Below are 20,236 nucleotides of genomic sequence, written 5' to 3'. Positions count from 1 at the left end.
TGAATTTTATTGGTGGGTAACGACAATTAAGCGCAGCGCATCCAGGCGCCAGTTGGCCTGATCAAGATGCTCCAGCACTTGCTGACGGTTGCTTTCCAGCGCCTCAATCTCATCTTCACGAATATTGGGGTTAACCGCTTTCAGTGCTTCAAGACGTGACAACTCTGAGCCCAGTTTTTCGTCAGCTTCACGACGGGCAGCATCAATTACCGCGCGCGCTTCACTCACTACTTTCTCTTCGGCCTGCGTCAGAATTTCGTGTACATCCTGCTGTACCGCGTTCACCAGCTTGCTGCCGGTATGACGATTAACGGCATTTAGCTGACGGTTAAAGCTTTCAAACTCAACTTTGCCCGCCAGGTTGGTGCCGTTGCGATCCAGCAGCAAACGGAGTGGCGTTGGCGGCAGGAAGCGAGTCAGCTGGAGGTTTTTGGGCGCCTGCGCTTCGACCACATAAATCATCTCAACCAGCAAAGTGCCGACCGGCAGCGCTTTGTTCTTCAGTAAAGAGATTGCGCTGCTGCCGGTATCACCGGAAAGAATCAAATCAAGGCCGTTGCGGATCAGTGGATGTTCCCAGGTAATGAACTGCGTATCTTCGCGGGACAACGCCTGGTCGCGGTTAAAGGTGATGGTGCAGCCATCTTCTGGCAAGCCTGGGAAATCGGGCACCAGCATGTGATCGGATGGTGTCAGCACGATCAGGTTGTCGCTGCGATCTTCCTGATTAATACCGACGATATCAAACAGGTTAAGCGCAAAGCTCACCAGATCGGTGTCGTTGTCCTGTTCAGCAATCGCATTCGCCAGCGCCTGCGCAGATTCACCACCGTTGGAATTCAGCTCCAGCAAGCGGTCGCGACCCTGTTCCAGCTGTGATTTCAAGGCGTCATGCTGCTTGCGGCATTCAACGATAAATTCGTCGAATCCTTCGTTGTTCTCTGGTGCCGCAAGGTAGTTAACCAGCTGCGAATGCACGCTATCGTAAATGGTACGACCGGTGGGGCAAGTGTGCTCAAACGCATCCAGCCCTTCGTGATACCAGCGCAATAACACCGCCTGCGCGGTTTTTTCCAGCCATGGCACCAGAATCTGGATGTCATGCATCTGACCAATACGATCCAGACGACCAATACGCTGCTCCAGCAAATCGGGATTTGAGGGCAGATCGAACATCACTAAACGGTTGGCGAACTGGAAGTTACGGCCTTCAGAACCGATTTCCGAACACAGTAGCACCTGCGCACCATTCTCTTCAGAGGCGAACCAGGCCGCTGCGCGGTCACGTTCAATGATTGACAAACCTTCGTGGAATACCGCAGCGCGGATGCCTTCGCGTTCACGCAGAACCTGCTCCAGTTGCAGCGCGGTGGCGGCTTTAGCACAAATCACCAGCACTTTTTCTTTGCGGTTGCTGGTGAGATAACCCATCAGCCATTCTACGCGGGGGTCGAAGTTCCACCAGGTACCGCTGTCGCCTTCAAACTCCTGATAAATCTGTTCAGGATAAAGCAGGTCACGGGCGCGCTCTTCGGCACTTTTACGGGTTCCCATGATGCTGGAAACTTTGATCGCTGTTTGATACTGCGCAGGCAGCGGCAGGCGAATTTGATGCAGTTCGCGTTTCGGGAAGCCTTTTACGCCATTACGCGTGTTACGGAACAGCACGCGGCTGGTGCCGTGGCGATCCATCAACATTGAAATCAATTCTTTGCGTGCATCTTGTTTGCCGTCGCGGTCGCTGTTAGCTACCTGCAGCAGCGGTTCGATATCCTGCTCGCCGACCAGATCGCTGATGCTGTTCATCTGCTCTTGAGAAATGGACTGATCTGCCAGCAATGAGGAAACCGCATCGGCCACCGGGCGGAAATGCTGTTGCTCTTCAACAAACAGAGCGAAGTCATGGAAGCGATCCGGATCGAGCAGGCGAAGGCGCGCAAAGTGGCTTTCCATTCCCAACTGCTCTGGCGTCGCGGTTAACAGCAACACGCCCGGCGTTTTTTCGGCTAACTGCTCAATCACCTGATATTCACGGCTTGGCTCACCTTCGGACCACGCCAGATGGTGCGCTTCGTCCACTACCAGCAGATCCCACTCAGCCTCAGACAGCAGCTCAAGACGCTGTTTATTGCGGCGAACAAAGTCGAGTGAGCAGATAATGAGCTGCTCGGTTTCAAAAGCATTATCGCTGTCATGCTGCGCTTCGGTGTAGCGATCATCATCAAACAGCGCAAAACGCAGGTTAAAGCGGCGCAGCATCTCAACCAGCCATTGGTGTTGCAGGGTTTCCGGTACCACAATCAACACGCGTTCAGCGCGACCAGCCAGCAGTTGCTGCTGAATGATCATCCCGGCTTCAATGGTTTTACCCAAGCCAACTTCATCAGCCAGCAGCACGCGCGGTGCATGACGACGACCGACATCGTGAGCAATGTGCAGCTGATGCGGAATCAGGTTAGTACGCATACCGCGCAGTCCGCTGGTCGGCAGGCGATATTGCTCGCTGTGGTATTTACGGGCGCGGAAGCGCAGGGCAAAGCGATCCATGCGATCGAGCTGTCCGGCGAACAGGCGATCCTGGGGTTTACTGAACACCAGCTTGCTGTCGAGAAACACTTCACGCAGCATCACGTCGGCCTCTTCAGTATCGAGGCGCATGCCGATATAGGTCATCAGGTCATTTTCGTTGCGGACTTCATCCACTCGCATCTGCCAGCCTTCATGGCTGGTGATGGTATCGCCCGGATTAAAGATGACGCGAGTAACCGGCGAATCGTTGCGGGCGTAGAGGCGGTTTTCGCCTGTGGCCGGGAAAAGCAGCGTAATCATGCGCGTATCGATCGCGACGATCGTTCCCAAACCCAGTTCACTTTCCGTATCACTGATCCAGCGCTGACCTAATGTAAAAACCATATATTTTTTAGCTCGAATTTTTTAACGTTTTTGAAGGTGTTCCCAACTCCAGGGCAATAGCATGTCATCCAAACGATAAGGTCTGGTGAACGTGTCAGAGCGGTGAGTTTTGGGAAGGGCGCTATGGTACTGGATGGCAGGGCATTCGTCACCTGTCAAAAAAGTCCCAACTGACCGTTTATAAGTGTAGCAAAGTCGCCGTCGACGAAAGGTAAAATGCCATCGGCCACCGGTTGTAACTGCTTGCTAACGTAATGATCGTAGTCGAGTGGCGTAATCCGCGCCTCCAGCGGCTCCGGGCCTGCAGTGGCAATCACGTAGCGAATGCGCCCGCCATTTTGGTACTGTAAAGGTCGTCCCAGCTTGCGATTCTCTTCATCAGCGATGCGCGCAGCGCGTACATGCGGCGGCACGTTACGTTCATACTCTTTTAACGGACGACGCAGGCGTTTTTTGTAAATCAGCTGATCGTCCAGCTCGCCCGCCAGCAGTTGCGCCACTGTTTCACGAATATAATCCTGCCAGGGTTCGCGACGAAAGATGCGGCTGTATAACGCTTGCTGAAACTGCTGCGCCAGCGGCGTCCAGTCGGTGCGCACCGATTCCAGACCTTTAAATACCATGCGCTCGCTAGCGCCTTCGCGGATCAATCCCGCGTAGCGTTTTTTACTGCCTTGCTCGGCACCGCGAATGGTGGGCATCAAAAAGCGGCAAAAATGACTCTCGTACTCCAGCTCTAATGCGCTGTTAAGCCCATATTCGCTTTGCAGATGCTCGCGCCACCAGATATTAACCTTTTCTGTCAGCTGTCGGCCAATCGCGGCCGCCTGCTCTTCGCTGTGCGCTGTCTTCAACCAGACGAAGGTGGAATCAGTATCGCCGTAAATAACGTCGTAACCTTCAGCCTCAATCAATTCACGCGTTTGCTGCATGATGGCGTGCCCGCGTAGCGTAATCGATGAGGCCAGACGAGGATCAAAGAAGCGGCAGGCGCTGGTGCCGAGTACGCCGTAGAACGCATTCATGATGATTTTCAGCGCCTGCGACAGCGGCTTGTTGCCCTGTTTTTTAGCCGCTTCGCGTCCTTGCCAGATCTGCTCAACGATTGCCGGTAAACAGTGCGTCTGGCGTGAAAAACGTGCTTCGCGGAAACCCGCAACCGAATCGGTATCGTTTGGATGCGCTAATCCTTCCACCAACCCGACCGGATCGATCAGGAAGGTGCGAATAATCGAGGGATAAAGGCTTTTATAGTCGAGCACCAATACTGAGTCATACAAGCCGGGACGCGAATCCATCACGTAGCCGCCAGGGCTGGCTTCGGGGGCTACGTCGCCTAAGTTTGGCGCGACAAAGCCCGCACGGTGCATGCGCGGAATATAAAGATGACCAAATGCTGCCACCGATCCGCCGTGACGATCCACCGCCAAACCGTTTACCGCCGCTCGTTCCAGCAGAAACGGCATGATCTCTGTTTTGTGGAAGATGCGTGTCACCAGTTCACAATCTTTCAGGTTGTAACGCGCCAGCGCCGGTTTATCGTTGGCAAAACGCCAGTTAATCTCTTCCATGCGCTGCCAGGGGTTGTTGATCGCTTTCCCTTCGCCCAATAGCTGTTGTGAGACAGATTCCAGGCTAAATGAGGGAAAATCCCAGAAGGCGGATTTCAGCGCGTCGATGCCATCAATAATCAGGCGGCCAGTTGCCTGAGCGAAAAAAACGCCAGGCTTAAAGCCATGTTCGCGCCATTCCAGCGGGGCTTGTTGACGCCCAAGGCGCAGCGGAATGCCGTAACGATCGGCATGTTTTTGCAGCATACGCAGGTCAAATTGCACCACGTTCCAACCAATAATCACATCGGGATCATGTTGTGCAAACCAATGATTAAGCGCTTCCAGCAGTTGTGGGCGGCTTTCCAGATAGATCAGCTCAAAGTCGAGTTGGCTGGCATCGCCGTTGGGCGGCCCAAGCATGTAAACCTGACGCTGTCCGCAACCTTCGAGTCCAATGCAGTAAAGTTCGCCATGCTGAGTGGTTTCAATATCCAGCGAGACCCATTTCAGCGGAGGACGATAATCGGGATGCGGCTTCAGGCGCGTGTTCACGACGCTTTCACCTTGCTGATCACCGCTGAACCAGACGGGCGCGGTGATAAAGCGCTCCATCAGAAAGCGCTCTGGCGGGCGAATATCCGCTTCGTAAATTGGAATGCCGTTTTCCCGCAGCTTTTTCTCAATCCACTGTAACTGGCGATTCTGCCGACAATAGAGGCCAAACACTGGGCGACGGCGGAAGTCTTTCAATTCCAGCGGCTGAATGCGTACGTGTCGTTCATCCTTTATCAGCGCTTCAACCTGCGCCTGATAATCGCAAGGGATAAAGGCGACCGACTCTTGCACCGGCAGTACAACGCGCTGTGGACCGTCATCGGTTGCCAGCCAGAAAATGATTTCGGTGCCTTGTGCGCTGTCGCGCCAGTGTCGGGTGAGCAGGAAACCTGCGCGTGGCATATTCACACTCTCTCCAGAAAGCCGAATTCGGGATGGGCAGTGAGCAAAGTATAACATGGATATTTATACAGTTCTCGCGGCTGGCTTTTGTCAATATCAGCGTACAATTCTTGCCTTGACGCTTTGATGCAGGCTCAGGACAATCCAGCCTTGTGCTTTTTTTAAGGAAGGTTATGGAAGCCTGGGTTCAACACCTTTTTACACAGTCGCTGGAATGGGCGCTGTTTGCCGTTGCAATGGTGACGTTTCTTGAATCACTGGCGTTTGTGGGATTATTACTGCCGGGTACGGTTTTGATGGCCAGCCTCGGCGCGTTGGTGGGTAGCGGACAAATTGGTCTCTATCCTGCCTGGGCGGCGGGTTTTGCTGGATGCTTGATTGGTGACTGGGTTTCCTATGGCATTGGCTGGAAATTTCAGGGGCCGCTGCATCGCTGGAAATATATTCAAAAATACAAAGGATTGCTGGATAAAACCGAGCATGCGCTGCATCAGCACAGTATGTTCACCATTCTGGTGGGGCGCTTTGTTGGGCCAACGCGTCCGCTGATTCCGCTTGCCGCAGGCATGTTGGAGTTGCCGGTGCGCAAGTTCCTGCCGCCCAATCTCATTGGCTGTATTTTGTGGCCGCCGCTGTACTTGCTGCCAGGTATTTTAGCAGGCGTGGCCATTGACGTGCCGAAAGCGGCGCAGGGCGGTAACTTTAAGTGGCTGCTGCTGTTAGTGGCGATTGTCGCGTGGCTGGGATTTTGGCTCTGCTGGCGCTGGTGGCGCAGCGGTAAAAGTCAGGATTGGGCAACAGCGTATCTGCCGCCACAACGCTTGCGTTGGTTAGCACCGCTTGGATTTGTTATCGCGGTAGGCGCATTGGTGGCGATTCAGTTCCACCCCATGATGCCGATTTTCCTGCACTTGTTAGGACAAGTTTTCTTTAATTAACGGCGCGGGATGCCGAGTACATCGGCTTCCCGCGTTTCTCCCGACAGCAACTGCTGCGTTGCGCCATCCCAGTAAACCCGACCATCCACAATGACCACGCTGCGCGGCGCAATTTGCTGCGCATCTTCCAGGCTGTGCGACACCATAAGTAAGGTAATGTTGCGTGTCTCACACACTGAACTCACCAGTTGCAGCATCTCTCCGCGCAAGGCGGGATCGAGGGCTGAAAAGGGCTCATCCAGCAGCAGAACCGGGCGATCGCGCAGTAAGCAACGTGCCAGCGCAACGCGCTGACGTTGCCCACCGGAAAGCTGGCCCGGCAAGCGCGTAAGCAGATCGCTTAACCCAACCTGTGTTGCAATAGCCGCCAGTTGTTGTTGTTGGGTGGCATTCAGCTTCAAGCCTGGATTCAGCCCCAGCGCCATGTTCTGCTGTACGTTGAGGTGTGGAAACAGGTTGTTCTCCTGAAACAGCATCGAAACCGGACGCTTTGCGGGCACGCTGCGCGTGTGATCTTTGCCATCAATCTCCAGCATTCCCTGACTGACCGGTAAAAATCCGGCAATCAGGCTCAGCAACGTACTTTTACCTGCGCCGCTGGGGCCAAGAATCGCCAGACGTTCGCCACGTTGCGCAGTCAGGCTGAAACGCATCGGCAAGTGGTGATACAGGTAAGTGAGGTTATTCAGAGTCAGCATGGTGGCCCGGTAATTTTTCCATCAGAGTGAACAGCAACAGGCAAAGTAACAGCAGCAGCAGGGCGGTAACTGCTCCGTCTGCGCCACGATAAGAACCAATTTGTTGATACAGGTAGAACGGTAAGGTGCGGAAATCTGCGCTACCAAACAGCGCAACCACGCCAAAATCTCCGATCGATAATACGCAGGCAAAGGCCAGTGCCTGAGCTAAAGGTCGCTTCAGGGCGCGCAGTTCAATCAGACGTAGTCGATTCCAGCCCTGGATACCCAACGAATTGCACAGGTTTGCGTAGCGCTCAGCGATATCGCGCATGGGGTTTTCCAACACTTTCAGGGCGTAGGGAATGGAAATCAGTGCGTTAGTGAATATCACTAAACCGTCAGCGGAAGTGGGCAAGCCAATGGTGGCGTTGAACAGCAGGAAAAAGCCGGTCGCCAGCACGATACCGGGCATCGCCAGAATCAACATACCGCTGGTATCTATGATCTGTGCAGCCACGTTGCGTTGGCGAATACGTAATTCGCGGCTGCTCCACAGCAGCATCATAGTCAGCAGCACGCAAAGCAGGCCAGCACCCAGCGCGATACGCAGCGAAGTGAATGTGGCCTGCCACAGCGCCGGTTGTGCCAACGCCCCGCGCAGGCCGCCATGCAATCCATCCACGATGACTGCCAGCAGCGGTGGTAACAGCAGCAGCAGCGCCAACACAATCAAGGCAAAATCACTCACGCGAGCAAGCAGGGAATCTTGCGGATCGCGCCAGCCCCGCAGTTGACTGATGCCAGCGGGAATGGCCTTGCTAAAACGCTGGCTGAGCAAAACTAAAGTCAGGCAGCAGGTGAGCTGTATCAGTGCCAGCAATGCTGCGCGCCCCGGATCGTAGTCATAACTCAGCGCCTGAAAAATGGCGAGTTCAATGGTGGTGGCTTGCGGCCCGCCGCCCAGCGACAACACGGTAGCAAAGCTGGCAAAGCAGAGCATAAATATCAGCGCGCCGGTCGGCAGCAACTGACGGCGCAGCCACGGCCATTCCAGCAGGCGAAAATGGTGCCAGCCGCGCAAATTAAGCTGCGCGGCCAGTTGTCGCTGCTCGGCCGGAATGCTTTCTAACGCCTGCAACATCAAACGCGTTGCCAGCGGCAAATTGAAAAACACATGTGCCAGCAGAATACCTTGCAGGCCGTACGGTGAAAAAGCGTAATCGATATTGAAAAACTGGCACAGCTGCGCCAACCAGCCGACGCGACCATAGACCGTAAGCAAGCCAAATACCGCGACCAAAACCGGCAGAACCAGCGTCATGGCGCACAGCCGCAGCAACAATTGGCGACCAGGAAAGCGCCGCCGGTAAAGTGCGCGCGCGAGCGCAATCGCAGGCAGGAGCGACAACAGCGCAGAAAGCAGCGCCTGACCAAAGGAGAAGCCGATAACGTGATGGAGATAGTCGTCCTGCAATACGCTGCGCCAGTCCGTATCAGGCGCAGCGATCCACAGCGAGGAAAACGCCAGCAGCGCCACACTGCACAGCAGCAGCGTGGCGAGCGAACCGGGAATCAACCAGAGCGGAATTAACGGCTGACGGCGCGTTGCCATGCATTAATCCATTCTGAGCGGTGATCGGCGACATCTTGCGATGAGAATTGCAGCGCAGTATTTGGCACGCTCAACGATGAAAATCCTGCCGGCAAATCAGTTTTGATTACGGGATACATCCAGTTACCGGTTGGAATCGCGTTCTGGAAGGCAGGCGACACCATGAACTGCATGAACTGTTGCGCCAGTTTGGGTTGTTTGCTGCTGGCAAGCTGAGCCGCAACTTCAACCTGCAAATAATGGCCTTCGGCAAACGACGCAGCGGCGTAATTCTCTTTTTTCTCTTCGATGATGTGGTAAGCAGGCGAGGTGGTGTAACTCAACACCAGATCACCTTCACCTTTCAGGAACAGACCGTAAGCTTCGCTCCAACCTTTGGTGACAGTAACGGTTTTCTGCGCCAGCTTCTGCCAGGCCTGCGGTGCCTGATCGCCATACACTTTTTGCATCCACAGCAGCAAGCCTAAACCCGGCGTGCTGGTACGCGGGTCTTCATAAATGACGCGCCACTTCTCTGGACTATCAACAAGTTCTTTCAGGCTTTTAGGCGGATTTTTGAGTTTATTTTTGTCATAGACAAAGGCGAAGTAGCCGTAATCGAAGGGCACAAAGGTTTTATCTTGCCAGCCATCGGGTAACTGTAGCTCGCTGGTGTCAACGTCGCTGGGCGCAAACAGACCCGTTTTTTGTGCCGCCTGCACCAAATTGTTATCCAGCCCTAATACCACGTCGGCTTTGCTGTTCTTGCCTTCCATGCGCACGCGATTCAGCAGCGACACGCCATCTTCCAGGGCGACGAATTTCAGTTCGCAATTGCACTGCGCTTCAAAGGCTTTTTTCACCGCTGGGCCAGGGCCCCAATCGGCTGAGAATGAATCGTAGGTATAAACGGTTAAGGTCGGTTTGGCAGCAAAGACGGGCGCTGACAGCAGCAGCAGCAGAGACAGGCATTTTTTTAACACTTTGCGCTCCTTAAGGAGAATTGTTATATGAGTCGCAAAGGATCTGAGCACGTTGGCCTCTCAAATCCCTACGTCGGTATTAACCGAATCAGGTTCGACGGGTATATCTCAGCTCATTGCGACAATCGCAAGCGGCACCCCGTTGAGAACGAGTCATTCTAGTCATTTCGTCGCCGGGGCGAAAGGATCACAGCTCCGGCGGCGCGAACCAGGCGGATTTAAAATCAAACCAGCCCAGCGTATTCATGCGCACGCCACGCATACTGCGTTCTCCTTCCAGCAACAGCCAGTGATGAAACAGCGGATGCAACCCACCTTCCTCGACCAAACGCTTGCTCCATTCGGCAAGCGGCAGCGCTTTTTCACGCCAGCGTGCGGCATCGCTGTGCCAGTCAATGGGCAGGCAATGATGCAGCAACGGCACCTCATAGAGCTGAGCAAACAGTGAATATTCCAGCGGCAGGGTGAAATTGACGCTGCCCAGCCAGATATCGCTTTCAGCCTCGCCCTGATGCCAGCTTTCATAGCTGACTTCACGCGTTTCAAGCGTTACGCCATGTTGCGCTAATAAAGGGCGTAGCGCATTAGCGATGCCTTCGTGCTCAACGTGTTGGCTATACCAGGTGAGCGTCAGGCTTTTCAGCCCAGCGGGTTTCTCAACGGGCGTTAAGTCACGGCGATGGTGCCAGCGCGGCAGCAAACCGTAAGCGGGAAACCAGTAGCGCTGATAGCCAGCGCTCGCATGATTGAGCAGGGCAATAGGATTAAATAAATAGCTGACCCAGCGGCGAATCGCCTCGTTGCGACCTTTTTCTGATCGCTGATCAAATAGCAAATAATAACATCCCTCTTCGAGCCGACTCTCTTCCTGCTTTTCATCAACGGTGTCGCCCTGCAAACGTACGCCTGAATAAACCAGTTCGTCGCTGATCTCAGGCAATACCCAAATTGAGACGTCATCGATCAGGGCGCGAAAGCCAAAGTAGTCATCAAACGCTTCGATTTTCAGCTGGCTTTGCTGATTGCGCACCACGCTGTAAGGGCCAGTCCCCTTAGGCTGGCGAGCGAAATCACGCTGCTCGGGCCATTCACGCGGCAGAATCATGGCGCTCACGCTGCCAAGTAACCAAGGTAACCAGTCGTCGGGCTGGCTTAGCGTGATATCCAGCGTCCAGGGGGCGGGCGAGGTGATGAGTTGGAAATGTGAAAACAGCGGCTGATCACGCAGGCGTTCAAGACTGCCGATGACATCAGCCATTTCTAATTCACGACCGTGGTGAAAGCGGATAGCCGGGCGTAAAAAAAAGCGCCAGTGCAGCGGCGATGTTTGCTGCCAGTGGTGCGCAATATCCGCCTCGATTTCCCCGTTTTCCTCATTTATTCGCGTCAGCCCACTAAAGATTTGTCGTGCCAGATGCGTCTCTGAGCGGCGCAGCGGCGATCCAGGCAGCAGGTTGAGTAACGGGCGGTAATAAAGCACGCGAAGAATATGTTTGCCCTGGCGGAAACTGCGGCCCAGATGCGCGCTGATCATCTGTCGCACCTGATTTTTATCGCCGACCAGTTGCACCAGTTGATCGATACGATCCTGCTCCAGCAAATCTTCTGCCCGCTGCTGCTGTAGCGCGAGTCCGGTATAACAAAAAGTCAGCTGTGAACGCTTGCCGCGCCCGGCTTCAGCTTGCCAGGTCAGCCATCCAGCATCTTGCATAGCGTTAAGTAAATTACGCATATGACGGCGAGAGCAATGCAGTAAATCCGCCAGTTCACTCAGCGTGGTTTCTTGCGTCTGGCCCTGGCAACTTTGCCACAGGCGAATGAATTGCTGCTTAAGGCGTGATGAGGACATAAAAGAGGAACTCCCTGTAAAAAGCGCTCTGTTTTTCCTGCCTCATATTAGAGGCAAACTGAACCTCATTGGAAGAGCGGGAGGCATTCAGCAATGAATGGCGCTCAACCATGATCGCGCAGCGATGCGGGATCCTTTCTGAGTAGGGTGCAATTACACCGCCAGCAGGATTTTATCTGCTGGCTTTTTTCATGTTGCGCTGTATCGTCTACCCTTGTTTTTTTCCTCGGTTTTTTCATTCTGTTAGGGATTTCGGCATGAAGTCGCAGCGTCGCATCAATCCGGTTTATCTCGCGTTTATGGTGGCATCGTTCATGATTGGCGTAGCCGGTGCATTACAAGCACCCACGCTCAGCTTGTTTTTGACGCGTGAAGTGCAGGCGCGGCCGTTTTGGGTTGGGCTGTTTTTTACCATTAATGCCGTGGCCGGGATTGTGGTGAGCATGCTGGTAGCCAAGCGCTCAGACAGCGTCGGTGATCGCCGTCACATCATTCTGTTTTGTTGTCTAATGGCGCTGTGTAATGCCATTTTATTTGCCTTCACGCGTCATTATTTCACACTGATTACGCTGGGCGTGCTGCTGTCAGCGCTGGCCAGCGTCTCCATGCCACAGATTTTTGCGCTGGCGCGAGAATATATTGACCATTCCGCGCGCGAAGCAGCGATGTTCAGTTCGGTAATGCGTGCGCAGATATCGCTGGCTTGGGTGATTGGGCCGCCGCTGTCGTTTGCACTGGCGCTCAACTATGGCTTTGTCACGCTATTCATGGTGGCGGCAGCGCTGTTCTTTATCTGCATCCTCCTTATTTGGTTTACCTTGCCTTCGGTGCCACGCGCTGATTCGCTGATGCACAGCGGCGGCATGCCGATCAGCGGTTGGCGCAACCGCGATGTCAGGCTGCTGTTTATCGCCTCCGTGACAATGTGGACTTGCAATACCATGTACATTATCGATATGCCGCTCTATATCAGCAGCACGCTGGGCTTACCGGAAAAGCTGGCGGGGTTATTGATGGGAATGGCGGCAGCACTGGAGATTCCAGTGATGTTACTGGCTGGCTATTGCGCTAAACGCGTCGGTAAACGCAACCTGATGCTGATCGCGGTAGCGGCAGGTATTCTGTTCTATCTCGGACTGGTATTGTTTAGTTCGCGCCATGCGTTGCTGATTTTGCAGCTGTTTAATGCAGTATTTATCGGCATCATTGCCGGAATAGGCATGCTGTGGTTTCAGGATTTAATGCCAGGACGACCGGGCGCAGCCACCACTATGTTCACTAATTCTATTTCCACCGGCATGATTTTGGCGGGATTGATTCAGGGAACCTTGAGCGAACGCTTTGGACATATCTCAATATATTGGCTGGCGTTAGGGCTGGCTATTGCCTCTTTTGCCATGTCGGCGCGGGTACGCAACGTATAAGAAAAGGGCGACTAAATCGTCGCCCTTAATGATTAACGCAGGAAAGCGGGCTGCTTCTGCTCATAATCAGAGATCGAGGCTTCATGCTGAAGCGTCAGGCCAATGCTGTCGAGACCATTGATCATGCAGTGACGACGGAAACTGTCGAGCTCAAACGGATACGTTTTATCGCCAGCGGTCACGGTTTGCGCTTCAAGATCAACGGTGAAACGGATGCCTGGCTGTGCAGCGACCAGTTTAAACATCTCATCGACTTCTTCATCGCTGAGCTTTACCGGCAGCAGCTGATTGTTGAAGCTATTGCCGTAAAAGATATCGGCAAAACTGGGTGCAATCACCACGTGAAAACCGAAATCTGTTAGCGCCCAAGGTGCGTGCTCACGTGACGATCCACAGCCAAAGTTTTCACGCGCCAGTAAAATACTGGTGCCTTTGAATTCGGGCTTGTTCAACACAAAGCTGGCAGTCGGTACGGTGCCGGCATCATCTTCAAAGCGCCAATCGTGAAACAGGTGCTGACCAAAACCGGTACGCGTAACTTTCTGCAAAAACTGCTTAGGGATGATCGCGTCGGTATCGACGTTTGCCGCATCCAGCGGCGCAACAATCCCGGTGTGTTGGGTAAATTTATTCGCCATGACTTATGCTCCTGTCGTCAGTTCACGGATGTCAGCAAAATGACCAGTTACCGCAGCCGCAGCTGCCATGGCCGGGCTAACCAGATGCGTACGGCCGCCACGTCCTTGACGTCCTTCAAAGTTACGGTTGCTGGTAGAGGCGCAACGCTCACCCGGATTCAGGCGATCGTTGTTCATGGCCAGGCACATTGAGCAACCCGGCAAGCGCCATTCAAAACCCGCTTCGAGGAAAATCTTATCCAGACCTTCCGCTTCCGCCTGCGCTTTTACCGGACCCGAGCCTGGCACCACCATCGCCATTACGCCTGGCGCGACTTTGCGGCCTTTGGCAATCGCAGCAGCAGCGCGTAAATCTTCAATACGTGAGTTAGTACAAGAACCGATAAAGACTTTGTCGATGCTAACGTCAGTCAGCTTGATGCCTGGCTGCAGATCCATATACGCCAGCGCTTTCTCTGCGGAGGCGCGTTCAACGGGATCGGCAAAAGAGGCTGGATTCGGGATCGCTTGATCAACGGCAATGACCTGGCCTGGATTTGTTCCCCAGGTTACCTGAGGTGCGATCTCTTCGGCATGCAGGGTAACAACCGCATCAAATTTTGCGCCTTCATCTGACTTCAGGGTGCGCCAATACTCGACGGCTTGTTCCCATTTCTCACCGTCGGGTGAAAACTGGCGACCTTTCAGGTAAGTAAAGGTGGTGTCATCCGGTGCCACTAAACCCGCTTTGGCACCCATCTCAATGGCCATGTTGCACAGCGTCATACGACCTTCCATGCTCAGCGCTTCAATGGCTGGGCCACAGAATTCGACTACATGGCCGGTGCCGCCTGCGCTACCGGTTTTACCGATGATCGCCAGCACAATATCTTTGGCAGTGATGCCGGTAGCCGCTTCACCCAGCACTTCGATTTTCATGGTTTTGGCACGGCCCTGTTTCAGGGTTTGCGTGGCAAACACATGCTCAACTTCTGAAGTACCGATACCAAATGCCAGCGAACCAAAAGCGCCGTGCGTTGCAGTATGTGAATCACCGCAAACAATGGTCATGCCGGGCAAAGTCATACCTTGCTCTGGACCAATTACGTGCACGATGCCTTGAAACGGGTGATTCAGGTCATACAACTGCACGCCAAACTCGGCACAGTTCTTCATCAATTCTTGCATCTGGATACGTGCCATCTCGCCCGACGCATTGATGTCTTTGGTCTGCGTGGAGACGTTATGATCCATGGTCGCGAAGGTTTTAGACGGCTGACGGACTTTACGACCGTGAGCACGCAGGCCATCAAAGGCCTGCGGTGATGTCACTTCATGGATCAGATGGCGATCGATATAGAGCAATGGGGTTTCATTTGGCGTTTCATTAACGACATGTGCATCAAATAACTTCTGGTATAAGGTTTTCATTATTTTATTTTTCCTCGGCGATAAAGCGGGCAATGATACTGCCTATCTCATCTGTGCTGACTGCTGGGCCATCACCGGCTAAATCTTTGGTACGATAACCTTCTTCCAGCGCACGACCGATCGCGCGCTCAATGCTGTCTGCAGCGTCATCAGCATTCAGGCTGTAGCGCAGCAGCAGAGATAAGGAGAGGATCTGCGCAACGGGGTTAGCGATATTTTGCCCCGCGATGTCAGGCGCAGAACCGCCTGCCGGTTCGTAAAGACCAAACCCTTCTTCATTCAGGCTGGCGGAAGGCAGCATGCCCATTGAACCAGTGATCATGGCGCATTCGTCAGAAAGAATGTCACCAAACAGGTTAGAACACAGCAGCACATCAAACTGTGAAGGATCTTTGATCAACTGCATGGTGGCGTTGTCGATATAGATGTGGCTCAACTGCACGTCAGGATATTCTTTAGCGATCTCGTTAACGATTTCGCGCCACATTACGGAGGTTTGCAGCACGTTGGCTTTATCTACTGACGTAACTTTATTACGGCGTTTACGAGCAGATTCAAAAGCAATGCGCGCAATACGTTCAATCTCGAAACGGTGATAGACCTCGGTATCAAACGCACGCTCATGTGGGCCGCTGCCTTCGCGGCCTTTTGGCTGACCGAAGTAGATGCCACCAGTTAACTCACGCACGCAAAGAATATCGAAGCCTTTTGCAGCGATGTCGCTACGCAGCGGACAAAATGCTTCCAGGCCGCTGTAGAGCGCAGCAGGGCGCAAGTTGCTAAACAGTTTGAAGTGCTTACGCAGCGGCAACAGCGCGCCACGCTCAGGTTGGGAAGCGGGAGGCAAATGCTCCCATTTTGGGCCGCCTACCGAACCAAACAGAATTGCATCGGCTTGTTCACAACCGGCTACTGTTGCCGGTGGAAGAGGTTCACCGTGACGATCAATCGCGATGCCGCCAACATCATATTCGCTGGTGGTGATACGCATATCGAAGCGTTGACGAATCGCATCTAACACTTTGATGGCCTGCGCCATGACTTCTGGACCAATACCGTCGCCCGGTAAAACTGCGATATGTGAAGACGTAGACATAGTTACACCGTTTCCTTCTGATCTTTAAATTTGCGCTGCAATTCTTTTTCAACCTGTTTGGCACGCCAGATATTGTTCAGGGCGTTGACCATCGCTTTGGCGGAAGACTCGACGATATCCGTCGCCAGGCCGACACCATGAAATTTACGGCCGTTGTAGCTCACCACAATATCAACCTGACCCAAGGCGTTTTCGCCGTGGCCTTTTGCCGTCAGCTTGTAGTTCACCAGCTCGGCATCAAACTGGGTGATGCGATTGATCGCTTGATAGACCGCATCGACCGGGCCGTTACCGGTTGCCGCTTCAGATTTTGTTTCTTCACCACAACCCAGATTCACCGATGCGGTTGCGTTGATGCTTGAACCCGACTGCACATTAAAATCGTTCAGCTGGAAATATTCCGGCTCTTCGTTTTGCTTGTTAATGAACGCCAGCGCTTCCAGGTCATAATCGAATACCTGACCTTTTTTGTCGGCCAGTTTCAGGAAAGCGTCATACAGTTTGTCCAGGTTGTAATCGCTCTCTTTGTAGCCCATCTCTTCCATGCGATGTTTTACCGCGGCACGGCCTGAGCGTGACGTCAGATTCAGCTGGATTTTGTGCAGGCCGATCGATTCTGGCGTTAATATTTCGTAGTTTTCACGATTTTTCAGCACGCCATCCTGATGGATGCCGGAAGAGTGAGCAAAGGCGTTAGAACCGACCACCGCTTTGTTAGCGGGAATCGGCATGTTGCAGATCTGGCTGACCATTTGGCTGGTGCGGTAAATTTCCTGATGCTGAATATTGGTATGGACGTTCATGATTTGCTGACGGGTTTTAATCGCCATGATCACTTCTTCCAGCGCACAGTTACCTGCACGTTCACCCAGACCATTCATTGTGCCTTCGACCTGGCGCGCACCCGCCTGAACCGCAGCAATCGCGTTGCCGGTAGCCATACCTAAGTCGTCGTGGGTATGAACGGACAGAATGGCTTTATCGATGTTAGGTACGCGGTTGACTAACTGACTGATGATGTCTGCGTATTCACCCGGCAAGGTATAACCCACGGTGTCGGGAATGTTAATGGTTGTCGCACCTGCGTTAATCGCGGCTTCAACCATGCGGCACAGATCATCAATCGGCGTACGACCGCCATCTTCACAAGAAAATTCAACATCATTGGTGTAATTACGGGCGCGTTTCACCATGTGAACGGCACGCTCAATCACTTCTGGCAAGGTGCTGCGCAGCTTAGTAGCGATGTGCATCGGCGAGGTGGCGATAAAAGTGTGAATGCGAAACGCTTCGGCAACGCGCAGTGCTTCGTATGCGGCGTCGATATCTTTCTCTACACAACGCGCCAGACCACAGACGCGGCTGTTTTTAATAGTGCGCGCAATGGTTTGTACCGATTCAAAATCACCGGGTGAGGAAACCGGGAAACCGACTTCCATTACATCGACGCCCATGCGCTCCAGCGCTAAAGCAATCTGCAGTTTTTCTTTCACACTCAGGCTGGCCTGTAATGCCTGCTCACCGTCGCGCAGAGTGGTATCGAAAATAATGACTTGTTGGCTCATCGTATTCATCCTTATGCATTAACTTCGCTTTGCAACGAGCATAAAAAAACCCGCGCATCGGCGCGGGTTTTTAACTTTCAGCAGGTTTGAATCAGTGTTTGATTCCGCCCACAAGTCTACCGCGCAAATTGGCTGCGTTTAGTAGTAGACCTAGTAGGCGAGTAGAACGAAACATGGATTCAAACCTCGTAAATTTTTTTGCTGCACATATTGGTACTGGAATCCCTAAGGGATGTCAACCATAGGTGAAGGGTTATTTTATTAGGTCGCTAAGAAAAATATTCTGTGGTTTTACGTCGTTGCAGAGTTATGCGCAGCAGCATAAAAGCAGAGATATCACCTGAGGATGAAAACATAAGGATTCAATAAAATAAATTATTATATCCCATTGAATTATAATGTTTAATTTTTATTATTTTGCCGTAATGATTACGGTTGGTGAGCGTTTGATGCAGCAGAATCTCATGTGAATGCACTGTTTTAAGGTTAATAACGCCAGAAATGAATTGTCTCAGGAAATTGTGGGCTAACGCTTCCTCCAATAACTTTTTGCTATTTCTTAGATCACGCTGCAATTAATATCATGACTAGCATTTTCGTCTGCTGTTAGCTCACGTAATTAGTTTAATCATCGTAGCCAAATCTTATCGAGCAGAGCCTTTAAAGCCTAATCGATTGCCTAACTCAAGTTTGAAGTTTGCCTGCCAGGTTTTCTACGGTTATGGTAATCGACCTACTATCAAAAGAATTAAATCAGCAGATTTCTCTGTATCTGGACAGCGGAAATGATTTCCGCTGTCTACGCATAAACATAAGGTTTTGATCTTAATTGGCGAACAGGGAGCAGGATGCAAGTGACATGCTGGAAAGCATTCGTCAGTGAATTCAGTTCCTTTAGCCTGGAGGCAGAAAATGGAGATGTTGTCAGGAGCCGAAATGGTCGTCCGTTCGTTAATCGATCAGGGCGTAAAGCAGGTATTCGGTTATCCGGGCGGAGCGGTGCTTGATATCTATGACGCTCTGCAAACGGTGGGTGGTATTGATCACATATTAGTTCGCCATGAACAGGGCGCAGTGCATATGGCTGATGGTCTTGCGCGCGCCACTGGCGAAGTGGGTGTGGTGCTGGTGACTTCGGGTCCCGGTGCAACCAACGCAATTACCGGTATTGCTACGGCATACATGGATTCCATTCCGCTCGTTATTCTATCGGGGCAAGTACCGTCTTCACTGATTGGTTACGATGCTTTCCAGGAGTGCGACATGGTGGGGATTTCCCGCCCGGTGGTGAAACACAGCTTCTTAGTGAAAAGCACCGAAGAAATTCCTGGCGTTTTGAAAAAAGCCTTTTGGCTGGCAGCAAGTGGCCGTCCCGGTCCGGTCGTCATTGATTTGCCGAAAGATATTCTAAATCCTGCCCACAAGTTGCCTTATATGTGGCCGGATTCGGTGAGCATGCGCTCATACAATCCAACCGTTCAAGGACATAAAGGCCAGATCAAGCGCGCTTTGCAAACGCTGTTAGCAGCGCATAAGCCTGTAATGTATGTCGGTGGCGGCGCGATTACCTCTGCATGTGAAGCTGAAGTGCTTCAGTTGGCTGAAAGCCTAAATATCCCGGTCACAAACTCATTAATGGGATTAGGCGCTTTCCCTGGTACGCATCGCCAATGCCTTGGCATGTTAGGCATGCACGGGACTTACGAAGCGAACATGACGATGCACAATGCCGATTTGATCTTTGGTATTGGCGTACGTTTTGACGATCGCACCACCAATAACCTGGCAAAATATTGTCCTAATGCCACGGTGATGCACATTGATATCGATCCTACCTCGATTTCTAAAACCGTTGCCGCAGACATTCCTATTGTCGGCGATGCTAAACAGGTTCTGCAGCAGATGCTGGAACTGCTGGCGCAAAACGAAAGCAAGCAGCAGCTCGATAGTCTGCGCGATTGGTGGCAAACGATTGATGGCTGGCGTAGCCGCAAGTGTCTTGAATTTGATCGCACCAGCGACAAGATCAAACCGCAGGCGGTCATTGAAACTATTTATCGCCTGACTCAGGGTGATGCTTACGTCACCTCTGATGTCGGCCAGCACCAGATGTTTGCCGCGCTTTATTATCAGTTTGATAAGCCGCGTCGCTGGATTAACTCCGGCGGACTGGGAACGATGGGCTTTGGTCTGCCAGCAGCGCTGGGTGTGAAAATGGCGCTGCCAGATGAGACGGTGATTTGCGTAACCGGTGATGGCAGCATCCAGATGAACATTCAGGAGCTTTCAACTGCACTGCAATATGACTTGCCGGTGCTGGTGCTAAACCTAAACAACCGCGTTCTCGGCATGGTGAAGCAGTGGCAGGACATGATCTATTCAGGGCGCCATTCACAATCCTATATGGAATCGCTGCCTGATTTTGTTCGTCTGGCAGAAGCATATGGACACGTTGGAATTGCGATTCAACACCCTGCCGAGCTGGAAGAGAAGTTAGCCTTGGCGCTGGATACGCTAGCGAAAGGTCGTCTGGTATTTGTTGATGTTACGGTTGATGGCAGCGAGCACGTTTACCCGATGCATATTCGCGGTGGCAGTATGGACGAGATGTGGTTGAGCAAAACGGAGAGGACTTAATT

General features: G+C 52.7%; 13 protein-coding genes and 1 riboswitch. Of the genes, 3 read left to right on the top strand and 10 right to left on the bottom strand.

What is annotated here, in order from left to right:
- Positions 1 to 6 precede the first annotated feature (6 nt).
- On the bottom strand, positions 7 to 2,913 hold the full coding sequence (rapA, locus tag MUG06_RS10910; protein WP_243078614.1) for an RNA polymerase-associated protein RapA: 2,907 nt from the start codon (positions 2,911 to 2,913) through the stop codon (positions 7 to 9).
- Positions 2,914 to 3,068: 155 nt separating this feature from the next.
- Positions 3,069 to 5,429 (bottom strand): DNA polymerase II, encoded by a 2,361-nt coding sequence (gene polB / locus MUG06_RS10905; RefSeq protein ID WP_243078613.1) that lies wholly within the window; start codon positions 5,427 to 5,429, stop codon positions 3,069 to 3,071.
- 167 nt (positions 5,430 to 5,596) lie between these two features.
- Here polB and MUG06_RS10900 point away from each other — a divergent pair, with 167 nt between their 5' ends.
- Positions 5,597 to 6,361 carry a DedA family protein gene (locus MUG06_RS10900; RefSeq protein WP_243078612.1) on the top strand — a complete coding sequence of 255 codons (765 nt, stop codon included), beginning with the start codon at positions 5,597 to 5,599 and terminating at the stop codon, positions 6,359 to 6,361.
- Here the strand turns inward: MUG06_RS10900 and thiQ are convergent.
- The 4 genes from thiQ to sgrR all read right to left on the bottom strand — a co-directional run bounded on the left by thiQ (position 6,358) and on the right by sgrR (position 11,464).
- Entirely contained in the window at positions 6,358 to 7,059 is a 702-nt protein-coding gene (gene thiQ / locus MUG06_RS10895; RefSeq protein WP_215847653.1) for a thiamine ABC transporter ATP-binding protein ThiQ, read from the bottom strand. The two genes, MUG06_RS10900 and thiQ, sit on opposite strands and share 4 nt — an antisense overlap.
- A complete protein-coding gene (thiP, locus tag MUG06_RS10890) occupies positions 7,043 to 8,653 on the bottom strand; it encodes a thiamine/thiamine pyrophosphate ABC transporter permease ThiP (RefSeq protein ID WP_243078611.1) in 1,611 nt (536 codons plus the stop codon). Before thiP ends, thiQ begins: the two co-directional genes overlap by 17 nt.
- Positions 8,629 to 9,615 carry a thiamine ABC transporter substrate binding subunit gene (thiB, locus tag MUG06_RS10885; RefSeq protein ID WP_243078610.1) on the bottom strand — a complete coding sequence of 329 codons (987 nt, stop codon included), beginning with the start codon at positions 9,613 to 9,615 and terminating at the stop codon, positions 8,629 to 8,631. Before thiB ends, thiP begins: the two co-directional genes overlap by 25 nt.
- 47 nt (positions 9,616 to 9,662) lie before the next feature.
- Positions 9,663 to 9,767, bottom strand: a riboswitch (TPP riboswitch).
- 35 nt (positions 9,768 to 9,802) lie between these two features.
- Positions 9,803 to 11,464: an HTH-type transcriptional regulator SgrR gene (sgrR, locus tag MUG06_RS10880; RefSeq protein ID WP_243078609.1), complete on the bottom strand. Its 1,662-nt coding sequence runs from the start codon at positions 11,462 to 11,464 to the stop codon at positions 9,803 to 9,805.
- Positions 11,465 to 11,721: 257 nt separating this feature from the next.
- Between sgrR and MUG06_RS10875 the strand changes: the two genes are divergently transcribed.
- On the top strand, positions 11,722 to 12,888 hold the full coding sequence (locus MUG06_RS10875) for an MFS transporter (protein WP_215847651.1): 1,167 nt from the start codon (positions 11,722 to 11,724) through the stop codon (positions 12,886 to 12,888).
- Positions 12,889 to 12,920: 32 nt separating this feature from the next.
- Here the strand turns inward: MUG06_RS10875 and leuD are convergent, their stop codons facing one another.
- From leuD to leuA, 4 genes are read right to left on the bottom strand one after another with little or no spacing between them, the layout of a single operon-like run.
- Positions 12,921 to 13,526: a 3-isopropylmalate dehydratase small subunit gene (leuD, locus tag MUG06_RS10870; protein WP_215847650.1), complete on the bottom strand. Its 606-nt coding sequence runs from the start codon at positions 13,524 to 13,526 to the stop codon at positions 12,921 to 12,923.
- Between the two features lie 3 nt (positions 13,527 to 13,529).
- Positions 13,530 to 14,936 carry a 3-isopropylmalate dehydratase large subunit gene (gene leuC, locus MUG06_RS10865; protein ID WP_215847649.1) on the bottom strand — a complete coding sequence of 469 codons (1,407 nt, stop codon included), beginning with the start codon at positions 14,934 to 14,936 and terminating at the stop codon, positions 13,530 to 13,532.
- Between the two features lie 4 nt (positions 14,937 to 14,940).
- A complete protein-coding gene (gene leuB / locus MUG06_RS10860) occupies positions 14,941 to 16,032 on the bottom strand; it encodes a 3-isopropylmalate dehydrogenase (protein WP_243078608.1) in 1,092 nt (363 codons plus the stop codon).
- A gap of 2 nt (positions 16,033 to 16,034) precedes the next feature.
- Complete coding sequence (leuA, locus tag MUG06_RS10855) at positions 16,035 to 17,597, bottom strand: 2-isopropylmalate synthase (RefSeq protein WP_243078607.1); 1,563 nt, start codon at positions 17,595 to 17,597, stop codon at positions 16,035 to 16,037.
- Between the two features lie 912 nt (positions 17,598 to 18,509).
- Here leuA and ilvI point away from each other — a divergent pair.
- On the top strand, positions 18,510 to 20,234 hold the full coding sequence (gene ilvI, locus MUG06_RS10850; protein ID WP_243078606.1) for an acetolactate synthase 3 large subunit: 1,725 nt from the start codon (positions 18,510 to 18,512) through the stop codon (positions 20,232 to 20,234).
- Positions 20,235 to 20,236 lie beyond the last annotated feature (2 nt).

Origin of the sequence: Pantoea sp. MQR6 (assembly GCF_022761075.1) — a bacterium.
Taxonomy (GTDB): Bacteria; Pseudomonadota; Gammaproteobacteria; order Enterobacterales; family Enterobacteriaceae; genus Pantoea; species Pantoea phytostimulans.
This window is presented reverse-complemented; position numbering and strand designations above follow the sequence as displayed.

Bases quoted from the DNA above. Each gene is read 5' to 3' on its own strand.
- rapA (WP_243078614.1), bottom strand. From the start codon at position 2,913: ATGGTTTTTACATTAGGTCAGCGCTGGATCAGTGATACGGAAAGTGAA.
- leuD (WP_215847650.1), bottom strand. From the start codon at position 13,526: ATGGCGAATAAATTTACCCAACACACCGGGATTGTTGCGCCGCTGGAT.
- MUG06_RS10875 (WP_215847651.1), top strand. From the start codon at position 11,722: ATGAAGTCGCAGCGTCGCATCAATCCGGTTTATCTCGCGTTTATGGTG.
- leuB (WP_243078608.1), bottom strand. From the start codon at position 16,032: ATGTCTACGTCTTCACATATCGCAGTTTTACCGGGCGACGGTATTGGT.
- sgrR (WP_243078609.1), bottom strand. From the start codon at position 11,464: ATGTCCTCATCACGCCTTAAGCAGCAATTCATTCGCCTGTGGCAAAGT.
- thiP (WP_243078611.1), bottom strand. From the start codon at position 8,653: ATGGCAACGCGCCGTCAGCCGTTAATTCCGCTCTGGTTGATTCCCGGT.
- MUG06_RS10900 (WP_243078612.1), top strand. From the start codon at position 5,597: ATGGAAGCCTGGGTTCAACACCTTTTTACACAGTCGCTGGAATGGGCG.
- thiQ (WP_215847653.1), bottom strand. From the start codon at position 7,059: ATGCTGACTCTGAATAACCTCACTTACCTGTATCACCACTTGCCGATG.
- ilvI (WP_243078606.1), top strand. From the start codon at position 18,510: ATGGAGATGTTGTCAGGAGCCGAAATGGTCGTCCGTTCGTTAATCGAT.
- leuC (WP_215847649.1), bottom strand. From the start codon at position 14,936: ATGAAAACCTTATACCAGAAGTTATTTGATGCACATGTCGTTAATGAA.
- leuA (WP_243078607.1), bottom strand. From the start codon at position 17,597: ATGAGCCAACAAGTCATTATTTTCGATACCACTCTGCGCGACGGTGAG.